This window comes from Pseudomonas entomophila (assembly GCF_023277925.1).
GTDB lineage: Bacteria > Pseudomonadota > Gammaproteobacteria > Pseudomonadales > Pseudomonadaceae > Aquipseudomonas > Aquipseudomonas entomophila_D.
Map to the genome: position 1 here is coordinate 3,471,164 of NZ_CP063832.1, position 12,417 is coordinate 3,483,580.

Below are 12,417 nucleotides of genomic sequence, written 5' to 3' on the forward strand. Positions count from 1 at the left end.
GCTTCCGAACTACCCTCCTGAGCAGCACAAAAACAATACTCCGCAGCGTAGCGTTGGCCAACACATTAGGTGTGATAGCAAATTTCTACACCAGGATGGCATGGTGCCTTTCCGATTGTACGTGAAGCGAATCGGACTGCAGTGGGGGCTCCTCAGTAAATTTGACTCAAATGACGGCTACAGCTTCATGCCTAGAACCTTGAGAATGCTGGGGCCCCTGAGGAATACCTATGACACGGGGTCGGAAACCCGCGCCGCCTTGCTAGCGGCTGGCCGGTTGACGAAGGTTGACGAAGGTTGACGAAGGTTGACGAAGGTTGACGAAGGTTGACAGTAGACGAGGTTGACGGCCGCCCGAAGACAAGGGTCAGACGCCTGGGGCATGGTTGATTGTGTTCACCACCCAGATGGGTGTGTTCACCCGATTCACCTGTTCACTAAGCTGGGCACCCTGCTGCTAAAAAAGTCCCGCGGGTTCCCAGCCCCGTATATAGCCGAATCTCTCAGGGTCCCCGGTGGCTCCCAGGATCAGGAAATGGGGCATCGCTTCAGCCGCTGAAGGCACGATCAACTAGGGGCACGGGGTCACTAGATAGCTACAAATTTAAAACGGTGTAACAGGTGTACGGGTGTAACAACAGAGCGCAACCCATTGTTTTTAAAGACTAAAACAGTGGTACACGCTCATCCACCCGCTTAGGTCTAACAGTGTAACAACAGTTCCCGTGTAACCATGGTTGGCCGCTATCGACCCTAAACCCACAAATTGTTACCTTCAGCCGCATCCCCAGATTCACAGCGCGAGCCGATTCTGTGTTGGCAGTTTATGAAGGTGAGCCACCTATGTCTGAAGATATCAAGAACACCGCGATTACCGCCGCAGGTTACATCTATCAGAACCGTCAAGGCCTCAGGGTCCTTTGCGATTGGCTTGACGCACCGGCGCGCTACACCCGTGTGAAGTTTGAGTGCGACGACGAGGCCGTCGCGCCGACGGGTCTGGATGACATCGTTGTCGAGCGTACAGATGGTCTGGTAGATCTTCAGCAGGTCAAGTTCACCCCGAACGCAAACGTGCATTTGCTTTGTTGGGATTGGATGCTCGAAAAGACCGGCAAGACTGCGCGCTCAAGGTCAATGCTGCGAAAGTGGTTCGATGCCTTCAAGGCGCTGGACCCGGTGCGTACTGGCATTCTCTCGTTGTCGACCAACCGCCGGCCTGATGCCGATATTGAAGCTTGCCTGGACGGCGGCAAAATCTCCTTTGCCAAGATCCCCGAGCCCAGGCGTTCTGAGATCATCGCTGAGCTTGGTGGCGAGCACGACTGCGAGGCGTTCTTCAGCCAATTGCACATTTTTCACAGCGACAAGGGGTTCGACACGCTGGAACAAGAAGTCGATGCACGACTTCGCAAGCACGGCACTCTTGAGGGCATTGCCACCCTCAAGAACATCGCGTTGAACTGGGCGACGCAGATGAACTCCCCGCCTCCGAACGGTTGGATCACGCTGGAGCAGGTTCGCACCATCCTGCGCTCGACACCGCCGGCCCCTTTACCTGAGGACTTCGTTGTCCCTCTGGGTTACGAGGTGCCCGATGAGACATTCCACCGGGAGTTCGTCCGTGACGCCGTCGGAGCTACCGGGTGTGCGATCGTGCTCACGGGGCCGCCAGGCCGTGGAAAGAGCACTTACCTAAGCGCGCTGTGCGACACGCTCGCCGAGCGGGACATCCCCACGGTCCGACACCACTACTTCCTCTCGACGACGGAGCGGGGGCGAGACCGGGTGAACAGTTACGTGGTCGAGCAATCTATTGAAGCCCAGATCAAACGGTTTCATCCCGATGTCCACGCCCCAGGGAGTGACCTGCGCTCGCTCCTTGAAGCGTGTGCTTCTCACTACAGCAAACTGGCCAAGCCATTCGTGCTTGTATTAGACGGCCTGGATCACGTCTGGCGCGTTAATTCTGAGGACAAGCGGCCGCTGGACGATGTGTTCTCCCAGGTGATTCCATGCCCGAAAAACATGGTGTTGCTCGTGGGTACCCAACCTGTGGACGACGCCCAGTTGCCAACGGACCTGCTTGCATTCGCGCCCAAGGCCGAGTGGCGCACGCTGCCCTCGATGTCTGAGAGCGCTGTATTGTCCTATTTGCGCAAGGCGTCTCAGGAGGGCAGGCTTACGACTGGCCTTGAGGGGGGGGATGGCGCGGAAAGACAACTGCAGGAAGCTGCAACCGCGCTTTGTACAAAGACCAATGGCCATCCTCTACACGTCATCTATGCTGCCGCGGAGCTTGAACATACCGGTCGCAACTTGACGAAATGGGATGTCGAGCAGTTGAGGGGGGATTTGAGCAAGAATGCAAAGTTCTACTACGCATCGCTTTGGGAAGGTCTTTCTCCAAGCCTCAAGGACACGCTGAGGCTCGTCTGTGCCTTCCCGTTCTTCTGGCCTAGGGCAGCATTCGGAGAGATCGCCGCGAGAGTCGGTGCGGCAGCGCCGAACGTCACGAACGTGGAGCATCTACTTCACTCTTCGGCGGCTGGCCTGAAGGTTTTCCACGAGAGTCTGGCGGTCTTCGTGCGCGCAACCGCAAGCTACGCCGAACGCATCAACGAGCTGATGCCCGCAGTCGCAAGCTGGTTGGAGAGCGCTGCCCCTACCTCACTGCGCGTTAACTGGCTCTGGACGGTCCAGGCAAGGCTGGGTAACCCCAAGAACCTCATAACAGGCCTCACCCGCGATTGGATCATGCTCCGCTTGGAGGAGGGATATCCAGAGTCGCTCTTTGACACGCTGCTGTCCGATGCTCTAGTCGCAGCGCTGGAAACCAACGAGTTTGCTGAAGCCTATAGACTGGAGCACCTCAAGGCACGGATGGTCGGTGGCAGTCAGTACCAGATACAGAACGACGACATGGCCAGGCTGATCTCATTCACATTGGTCCTTACCGCAGAGGAGGGCGTCGTGCGTGAGGCTGTGGCCTCCAGGCATGAGACGGACATCCTTCGTCTTGCCGCACTCGGGTTGGCCCTGCATGCTCGGGGCGACGAGGTTCTGGCCGAAACGTGCGGTGAAGAAGCTCTTCGTCGGTTCAGAGGCTTGAGCCGTTTTTCTAGCAGGTACTCGTCGAGCGCTGGCTCTGATGAGTTCCAGTTCCTGGTAGATGCATTTGCGCGGCTTGGGGCCATCGGCGCGACCCCGACAGCGCTGGTCCGGCTGGTTTCCGAAAACGAGCCTGTCGTTTGGCTGCCCAGAGTCCAGATGCTGGTTGATGAGGGCAATTTGGATGACTTGATGGCGGCCGTTGAGTTGCTCGCCCCAGGTAAGAGCAAGAACATGATCAGCGATGCATGCATTCGCGCTGCCGCGACCGCCGGAGTGAGCATCGCCGAGCGCGATGACTTCGGTGAGCTTGCCAGGACACCCTTAGTCGCTGCTGTAGAGGCGGCCTGCACCCAGGTGTCCAGGCCGTTGAACGAGCCTATCCCCATTGAATGGCTCAAGGGCAATTACTACGAGCGCAAGGAAGATTTGGCAACGCTCGCGCACCACTGGTTTTTCAGCGCTGTTCATCTGAGCCTGTGCATGGCAGCGGAATGTCAGACCTCGTTTGAGTTCGTGCGGGCCCCCGTCTTCGAAGAAAGGAGAAACATCACCGAATTCCTCAACGCACTCTCTATGGTCGCAGCGCAGGTTTCGCAGCATTGGTGGCGAGGAGAGTTCGTGGACTTCCATGAGCTGTTCGAGTTGCTCAAACCGGTGGAGTTCAGGAGGTTCAGGCAAAGCTATGACGAGAGCTCTGCCGCTGAGGACTTTCAAAGTGCGCTGCATCGCATTGCCTGCGACATCCATCTGGGAAGTATTTTGCTGGGCCACTTCGACGACGTGGTTTTGTCCGAAGAAACCATGGAAGCGGCCGCGCAGTGCGCTTGGTTTGACAGTGCGTCCTTCCGCACCCATTACGCGATTGGATTGCTGACGAGGATGAGCGACGATGCGGCGGGGGCCTTCGTCCAGTACCAGCGTAAACTTCTTGATGCAGAGATCCGCCGGGAAACCAGCGTGCATCTTCAGACACCACTTCAGCTCTGTGCCATTGCGCTAGCACACGGGTTGAGCAGTAGCGCTCGAGAGTTGTGCAAGCAGACGTGGGAACTTACAACCGGCTATGCGCATCGCAAGGACCCTACGCTTAACAACACGGTCGATGCTCTCGGCTATCTGGCCGATGTCGCACCAGACGACGCTCGCCGGTTGCTCAGCCTTATCGCTTCGCAGATCCACCACGTCTTAGACTACACCGACGGGAAGGGCACGAGACATGTTCTAACGGCCACCGATCGGCTTCTTGCGAAGTTAAAGCCGTCAGTTTTGGTCGTCAAGTACGGGGAGCATACGCACGTAGGCGACTGGTCGCTGGCAGAAGACAGTCTGCGTGCATATGTGGAGCAAGGTGTCAAAGAAGGTTGGCCCTTGGACGCGTTAATGCGAACCGGACTGCATTCTGAGGTTCATGACGCGCTAACGCAACTTACAAAGGAAGGCAGCTCAAGCGCTGCGGAGCGACTTCGCATCTTACAAGAGCACGTCGGTTGGGACATTGGCCTGCTGCAGCGTTCGGAGCACACCGGCAGCGATAGAGAGAGCAAGCCTTTTACCGGCGATGTCGCAAACTTTGCGCCGGAACAATTCGGTGAATTGCTCGATAGCCTATCGACCAGCTACAACGAGAAAGCGAGGCTTCTTCGTACTTGGTACCAGCATTGGGACAAGGCTGGTCAAGGAAAGCGACTGCTCGTCGCACTGGGCGACTTGCTTCTATCAGAAGAGGGGCGGCGTAAAGACGTCTTGGTGTTGTCCGACCTGGCCTTTCAGACAAGACGTAAGCTGAGTGGCGTAAAGGCGGCATGGAAGTATCTTGTCCAGGCGCACATCCATAACGGTGGCTGGATCGGGTTTACTGAGAACGTGGAGAAAACCTGCAGCAGGCTCGATTTGGTCGTCAAGCACTATCCGCAGCGCTGCGACGAGTTTGTGGCTGCGACAACCTACGGTATGTTTAGTGACCCAGAACCGCCACGTGTAGCGCCCACAGAACTAATGGTCTACTTCTATGCGCGACAAGAGCGGATCGCTGATGCTGTGAGGTTCGCCGAGACGATGGTTAACTGCGTCATTGAAGACACTCGTACCCTGCCTTTGGAGCGGCCTCGCTGGGCGGCTGAGTTGGTATCTTCTACGGAGGCGGAGGCTTGATGAACGAGCTTCGCATCCTCGTTGCTCGGCTTGGCTGGCCGTCGACGTCTACAAGGTGGTGGGCCATGCAGGAGCTGGCAGCTAGGCTGGGGGAGCCAGCCTCGAAGGCTGAGACCGAATCCATACTTCTCCAAATGCTGAGCTCACGCAAGCTTGAGGCCGAAGTGGTCGAAATCCTGTGTATCTTCTGGATGGCGTTACAAGCATACGGCTCCTCACCCACCTCCAAGCTGGCTGAGAGCATCTCAAGGTCATCCATCCTTTCAGACCTCCTACTGGAAAGCTTTGGTCTGCTGGCAGAAGGCGACGATGAAGCGCCGGAGGAGGTCCCCGAGGAGTTTGAGATACCCCAGGACTTTGACGGCGTGCAGGGCTCAGATCTGCCCCGGATCTTCAGGACTTCCATGGGAAAGCTTGAGATTCATACGAGGCTGCCGTTCGTTCGGCAGATGGCCTTTGAGTGGGCGGCGAACCGCGCCGCCTACCCAGACGCTCCGTTCCAAGGGGACCCCTGGTACTTCTTGCGGCCTATGGGCGAAGGTTTTGTTGGGCAGCTATCCTCGCGGACTGCTCTTCGCGCGATTTCCGCCTACCTTCGCACCCTGACGATCGCCGAAGATTTGTGGGGTATGCCAACGGATCTGGCAGTAGAAAGGGCCCTATTAGCTTTACCTGTTCATCCAACCTTTGCCTTGCTCAGACCTCAGCGCCCAGTTTGGTTCCCTGCAACAACCGACTTCGACGGTGATGCCGAGGCGATCGAGGCGTCCTTGCGAGTTCTGATTAGTCGCGTGGAAGAAGCGCGGCCAGGTGACGAACTGATCGCATTTAACTCACCAATCGTGATGTCGATGGAGAGGTGCGTGGAGGTTTCGGTTGTCCGATGGTCGCAAGCCCAAGGCAGTATCATCACCGAGATAGACTTGGCCGCGCATTTGGCGAGCTTCTGGTCCGACGGCCACATGCTTCGCAGTGCGGCTCCAGAGCCACTGAGCACGACGACTCTCCTAGCGCCGCTCCATCTTGACGAACTAATAGATGAGAAATGCAAGGCCTGGCCACTTGCCAAGCCGCTCGACTTTGACCGCATAGGCTATCTTCAGCACGACCTATATCCAGGGAGGCTCTTTTTGCCAACGCTGCCAGGTTCCGACCAAGTCGAGCTCACACCTTATGGCAGACAGCTGGAGGTTAAGGTGGACAAACAGGTCATTGCAGACCTCTGTTATTGGAATGCGGGATGGGGAGCTGCGCGCCCGATGCATTTCGGAGGCAACTGCGGTACCGCGCTCACTTCACGAGGCACTGGCTATCGGGATATGGTTACCTCAACGGAAGGAACGGTGCGCTCGTTCTATCTCTGGCAGGTGAGAACACTGCATAGAGACAAAACCTTTGACAGGTTTAGCCAAGTGCTGACAGCAGGCGCTATTTTCGTTTAGGGAGCCCCCCACTGTTGATAACTGCTATGGCCTATCGCAACTGGCTGATTTGGATCCGACGCATACAATCGCAAGGTATGCGTCCGGCGAACTCACCTTGCGTAAGTCATGCCGGCACCCACTGATGCGGCAGCAACTGTCCGATCTCACTGGCCCGTTGGGTCGGCAGCCGCGTCAGCACATCTTTGAGATAGGCATACGGATCATGCCCATTCATGCGCGCCGACTGGATCAAACTCATGATTGCTGCGGCCCGCTTACCGCTGCGCGGGGATCCCGCAAATAACCAGTTCGAGCGCCCGAGTGCCCATGGCCGTATCTGGTTTTCGACCTGGTTGTTGTCGATGGGCACAGCCCCATCATCCAGGTAGCGCGTCAGCGCTACCCAGCGTTTCAGGCTGTAATCGAGGGCTTTGGCCGTGGCTGATCCATTGGGCACCAGGTCTCGCTGAGCCAACATCCAGTCATGAAGTTTTTTGAGGATCGGCACCGCCAATTCTTGTCGTATTCGCCAGCGCTCTTCATCACTCATGTCCCGCGCCTGACGTTCGACCTCGTACAAGCCGCTGATCGAGTGCAGGGCCTGTTCAGCCAGCTGACTTTTGTTCGCCACGTGCAAATCAAAGAACTTGCGTCGGGCGTGGGCCATGCAGCCGATTTCAGTGATGCCTTGTTCGAAACCGGCTTTGTAGCCAGCGAAGTCGTCGCAGACCAGCTTGCCGTTCCAGTCACCCAGGAAGTTGCGCGCATGTTCGCCAGCACGGCTTGGGCTGAAGTCGTAAACCACCGCTTTGAGCCCTGAAAACGGCGTCGTGCTGTACGCCCAGACATAGGCCCGGTGGGTTTTCTTCTCGCCTGGCGCAAGCATTTGCACCGGTGTCTCATCAGCGTGGATCACGCCCTGGTTCAGCACGGCTTCACGCAGTGCATCGACCAGTGGCTGAAGCCGCACGCCGGTTTGTCCGACCCACTGCGCCAGGGTCGAGCGAGCAATTGCCAGCCCGGCGCGGCCAAAGATTTTCTCCTGCCGGTACAGCGGCAAGTGATCGGCAAACTTGGCCACCATCACGTGGGCCAACAAACCTGCGGTCGGGATACCTTTGTCGATAACCTGGGCTGGCACCGGGGCCTGGATCAGGGGTTCGCACTGGCGACAGGCCCATTTGCCCCGCACATGTTGCTCGACGGTAAACACGCCCGGCGTGTAATCCAGCTTCTCGCTGACGTCTTCGCCGATGCGTTGAAGTTGGCAACCACAGACGCACTGGGTGTTTTCGGGTTCGTGACGAATCACCGTGCGTGGAAACTGCGGCGGCAAAGGCGCACGTTTCGGGGATTGCCGTGGTTCGGCCTGTGGCGCATCTGGGAGAAGCTGGTTTAGCTCGGCCTCGATAGCTTCAAGGTCTGTGTCGAGCAGGTCATCCAGCAAGCTGCTTTGCGCCGGGCTGATTTGCTCGCTGCGCTTGGCAAACTTGTGCCGTTTGAGCAGGGCGATTTCGAACTTGAACTGTTCGATGAGGATTTCATCGTTCTGAATCTTCCTGCTCATCGCCTCGACCTGGGATTGCAATTGCAACGCCTGTGCCGCCAAGGCACGAAGCTGTTCCGGGGTCATCTGGTCGAGGTTGGGCGAGAAAGTCATGCCGCCGATTGTGCCAGAGCAGGCGCGGGGCGACGACAAGTAGACCGGCCAAATGGCCGGCGTTTACAGCATGCTAATCACACCGCCTGCACCGACGCGCTGCCACGGCAGGCCCAGCACCAACGCCTGGAGTTGTTCGCTGTCGAGTTCGACCTCGCAGCCGTGGCGAATGCCGGGCCAGTGGAACTTGCCTTGGTTCAGTCGACGCGCTGCCAGCCAGACACCGACGCCATCGTGCACCAGCACTTTCATCCGGTTAGCCCGGCGATTGGCGAACAGATAAGCGCAGTGCGGCTTCGCCGCACCGAACACCGCAATCACCCGGGCTAATGCCGTCTCGGTGCCAGCGCGCATGTCCATCGGCTCGGTGGCCAGCCAGATGGCATCGATGCGGATCATTGAGCGAAAGCCCGAATAAATTGCGCACAACCCTCGGGATCCGAGGCTGGCCATTTCACCGTGATCACTTGCCCGGCCACGGGCAACTCGATGATCACTGACGCTTCGACTGGCCGTTTAGGTGCGGCTTTTAGCGGGACGAAAGCTGGTAGTGAAGCCGCTGCGGGCTGATCTCGATAGAGCGGCAGCCATTTGCGGATGACGTTGGCATTGATGCCGTGGTTGATGGCGACACTGGACACGGTTGCGCCAGGTTGCAGGCATTCCTGAACGACCTGAGCTTTGAATGGTTTCGGATAAGAGCTTCGTTGGCGCATGGAAATCCTGGCGATAAGGGTGATCGCGTCCGCTTAAAAATACGCGGACACCATCGCCCTTAATGCTGGAGTTCGGAAGGTGAGTTCGCCGGACGCTTACGCCCAATGCAACCTCAGTTTGCAAAAACTGGCGGCCACGATGTGTAACCCACTACTCATCGCTTCGCGATTGTGGGCCTCGCTTCGCAAGGGAAATCAAGAACAAGCCTCCGCGTGATCGCGAAGAGATGGCTGCAGCCACATCGAACACAGCTACCTGGTGTTCGCCTCGAGGCCGAGCGGCTATGTGGAAATGCTCAGACGGTGTCGAACCGGGCTTTCCCGGGTAGGGAATGCTCTAAACCCGCACCAGGATTGAGTCGACATTCCAACGCTTACGAGCCCCTTCTACGTTCATCCCATCTAGTACCGCACGGCCTGCACCGTCCGCTGTAGGATAAATCTGCGCACCACTGAAACCACCTCGCCGGCAGAGGCCGAGCAGACGAGCCGACTCGAATACCGGTAGCGTCAACTTAAGCATGCAAGGCGGAACATCGGCGAAATCCTCTTCAAGCCCAGACACCTCAAATTTGCCTGAGCGATACCCGGAATGAGGATGGACAGTAAACAGCCCGCCTTGAGCCGCAAGGTGCTTACTGATCGCACCAGGTGAGCTGTGCAGCACGATTCTGTCGTGTAGCCCCAGCTGGTTGCGATTGATCGCCCAGATTGCCAATCGCTTGTTGAGCGTGGATTCCCAGCTCGCGAAATCCGCCAAGGCAGAACTTGCTGCGAAGTAAAGCGCCGCATAGGGCTTAATCGTCCAATCCAGCAGACGGGTGGGCACGCCGTGATGTTGAGCCATAGCCATAAGATCGAGCAACGCAGGATTGGGCCACAGCGATGGGTCTTTGTAGTACCGGTCTGCGGTCTGAGTGCTGAGCTCGTTTTTCCTGAACTCCTGCGAGTCATTAGGGATCGCGATCCCGATAGCATCACAGTGCTCAACGAATGCACCAAGCATTAGCAGCTCATAAAACACCATCTCTGAAGCGTCCACCATCTTGTCGTAAGACTCAATTGGTGGTTGTCCGCGTGGACGTAGAACTGAAGGCACAAGAGGCCACTGGGCATCCGCTTGACCGCGAAAAATGAACAGCTCAGGCCCATCCGTAAGCTGAGAGGTTGGGGAAACCGCGAGCCAAAGCTCTTCTGCAGTTTCAAAGTGACGCTCGATGAACGGTGGGTGCCTTCGAGCCATTGCCAGTCCTTTGTCGAGCTGAAGAAAAAGCCCCGCTGACGGAGGTCTAAGCGAGGCTTTTGCTGTCACACTGCTGTCACAGCGTTTTTTTGCCACTGACGGAAAACGCTGGAAAGCTTGATTTTACTGGTGCCGGGGATAGGAATCGAACCTACGACCTTCGCGTTACGAGTGCGCTGCTCTACCGACTGAGCTACACCGGCGTGTTGCGCAACGTACCACTGCCGTGTCGGTTACGCAAACCCCTGTTTCACCTCACTTTCATTGCACCGTGCAGCCGTTGGGCGCGAGGTCTTCCTCTACCGTGGTCACGCAGGTCCAGCCTGCCTGGGTACGCGCCAGGGTCACGGTCTTGCCCAGCACATTGGCCGGTGCGTCGGCCAGGGTGCAGGCGATGCTGGCGGTGCCGTCGGCGGCCTTGCCGCTGGCGGTGGTCGCGCAATGGGCGGTGGTGGGCTGGCCGCCGAGGCTGGCGACGTCGGGCACGTCCTTGCCTTCGTTCAGGCGGATATCCATCGGCGTTTTCAGCGCGGAGATCTCCAGCAGCGCCGCCGCGGCTTTGGCGCGGGCCTGGTGGTTGGTGTACAGGGGGATGGCGATGGTCGCCAGGATGCCAATGATCGCGACGACGATCATCAGTTCGATCAGGGTGATACCTCGTTGCCCTTTCATGAACGGTCTTCCTTCGTAATACATGGAGGCGCGGTGGGCGCTGTTTCAGCTTTGCGGGCGCCCCGCCCGGCAGGCGCGCAGTAGGCCTGAACCGACACCTTTTGTCACCCCTGCACGGCAGGGCGTCATCTTCGCTGAACTACTCTAGTGAGCGTCATGGAAACGCGCCCGGCCTCAGGCCCGGCAAGCTGTTACGGGGCTTGTCGCCGCACTGCAAAGGACCTCACATGCAACCGTCTACCCGCCTCTACGCCTGGGAGGGCATCGATGCCTCCGGCGCTCGTCAACACGGCCAGCAACCGGGGCGCAGCCCGGCATTCGTGCAGGCTTGGCTGCAACGCCAGGGCATCCGGGCCACGCGGGTGAGCTTGGCGGGTGGGTTGCGCTGGCGCTGGCCACAACGGGCGGCCAAGGCGGATGCAGCGGGGTTCAGCCGGCAGCTGGCAACGTTGCTGACGGCGGGGGTGCCGTTGTTGCAGGCGTTCGAGGTGATGGCGCGCAGCACGGTGGACAGCGGCATGGCGGCGTTGCTGGCGCGGTTGAAACAGGATGTGGCGGCGGGGTTGGGGCTGGCGGATGCGCTGCAACGCCACCCGGCGTGGTTCGATGCGCTGTACTGCAACCTGGTGCGGGTGGGCGAGCAGTCGGGCACGCTGGACCGGCAACTGGAGCAGATGGCGGGCATGCTGGAGAAGCGCCAGGCACTGCGGCAGAAGGTGCGCAAGGCGATGCTGTACCCGGCGCTGTTGCTGCTGACCGGGCTCGGGGTGGCGGCGTTGTTGCTGCTGGAGGTGGTGCCGCGCTTTCAGGGGCTGTTCGCCAGTTTCGACAAGGCGCTGCCGGCGTTCACCCAGTGGGTGATCGATTTATCCACAGGGCTGGGCAATCACGTGGGGTGGCTGGTGCTGTTGATAACCGTGTTGGGGGTTGGCGGGCGGGCGGTTTATCGGCGGCATCTGCCGGCGCGGCTGTGGATGGTGCGCTGGGGGCTGCGGGTGCCGGTGCTCGGCACCTTGCTCGGGCAGGCGGCGTTGGCGCGGTTTGCGCGCAGCCTGGCTACTTCTTATACAGCGGGTGTGGCGTTGCTGGATGCGCTGGCAACGGTGGCGCCGGTCAGTGGCAACTGCCTGCATGAGCGGGCGATCCTGGCGTTGCGCCAGGGCGTGGCCAATGGCGCGAGCCTGCAACAGGCGATGGAGGCGGACGGGCTGTTCCCGCCGCTGCTGCGCCAGCTGGTGGCGGTCGGCGAGGCCAGCGGCACCCTCGACACGATGCTGGACAAGGCCGCGCTACATTACGAAGAGCAGGTGAGCCAGGCGCTGGAGCAGTTGACCACACTGCTGGAGCCGGCCATCGTGCTGATCCTCGGGCTGCTGGTGGGGGGCCTTGTCGTGGCGATGTACTTGCCGATCTTCCAGTTGGGTAGCCTGCTCTGAA

Annotated in this window: 8 protein-coding genes and 1 tRNA gene; 3 read left to right on the top strand and 6 right to left on the bottom strand. The window is 58.9% G+C overall.

Annotated elements, in window-relative coordinates; all coding sequences use genetic code 11:
• The first annotated feature begins 843 nt into the window (after positions 1-843).
• Both IM733_RS15315 and IM733_RS15320 read left to right on the top strand, forming a co-directional pair.
• Positions 844-5,265 carry an NACHT domain-containing protein gene (locus IM733_RS15315; protein WP_248917445.1) on the top strand — a complete coding sequence of 1,474 codons (4,422 nt, stop codon included), beginning with the start codon at positions 844-846 and terminating at the stop codon, positions 5,263-5,265.
• The gene (locus IM733_RS15320; protein WP_248917446.1) at positions 5,265-6,707 is read left to right on the top strand and encodes a multidrug DMT transporter permease; all 1,443 of its coding nucleotides are present in this window, start codon (positions 5,265-5,267) and stop codon (positions 6,705-6,707) included. Before IM733_RS15315 ends, IM733_RS15320 begins: the two co-directional genes overlap by 1 nt.
• A 106-nt stretch (positions 6,708-6,813) precedes the next feature.
• On the opposite strand, the gene tnpC is transcribed toward IM733_RS15320, so the two are convergent.
• From tnpC to IM733_RS15350, 6 genes are all read right to left on the bottom strand, one after another.
• Complete coding sequence (gene tnpC / locus IM733_RS15325; RefSeq protein WP_248917447.1) at positions 6,814-8,349, bottom strand: IS66 family transposase; 1,536 nt, start codon at positions 8,347-8,349, stop codon at positions 6,814-6,816.
• A 63-nt stretch (positions 8,350-8,412) separates the two neighbouring features.
• A complete protein-coding gene (tnpB, locus tag IM733_RS15330; RefSeq protein ID WP_004575513.1) occupies positions 8,413-8,748 on the bottom strand; it encodes an IS66 family insertion sequence element accessory protein TnpB in 336 nt (111 codons plus the stop codon).
• Positions 8,745-9,065: an IS66-like element accessory protein TnpA gene (tnpA, locus tag IM733_RS15335; protein WP_010954361.1), complete on the bottom strand. Its 321-nt coding sequence runs from the start codon at positions 9,063-9,065 to the stop codon at positions 8,745-8,747. Before tnpA ends, tnpB begins: the two co-directional genes overlap by 4 nt.
• A 337-nt stretch (positions 9,066-9,402) precedes the next feature.
• Positions 9,403-10,308, bottom strand: coding sequence for an FRG domain-containing protein (locus IM733_RS15340; protein ID WP_248917448.1), 906 nt, complete (start codon positions 10,306-10,308; stop codon positions 9,403-9,405).
• 127 nt (positions 10,309-10,435) lie between these two features.
• A tRNA-Thr gene (locus IM733_RS15345) sits at positions 10,436-10,511 on the bottom strand.
• 58 nt (positions 10,512-10,569) lie between these two features.
• Positions 10,570-10,980, bottom strand: a complete 411-nt coding sequence (locus IM733_RS15350) for a pilin (protein WP_248917449.1) — start codon at positions 10,978-10,980, stop codon at positions 10,570-10,572.
• Positions 10,981-11,207: 227 nt separating this feature from the next.
• Here IM733_RS15350 and IM733_RS15355 point away from each other — a divergent pair, with 227 nt between their 5' ends.
• A complete protein-coding gene (locus tag IM733_RS15355) occupies positions 11,208-12,416 on the top strand; it encodes a type II secretion system F family protein (RefSeq protein WP_248917450.1) in 1,209 nt (402 codons plus the stop codon).
• Position 12,417 lies beyond the last annotated feature (1 nt).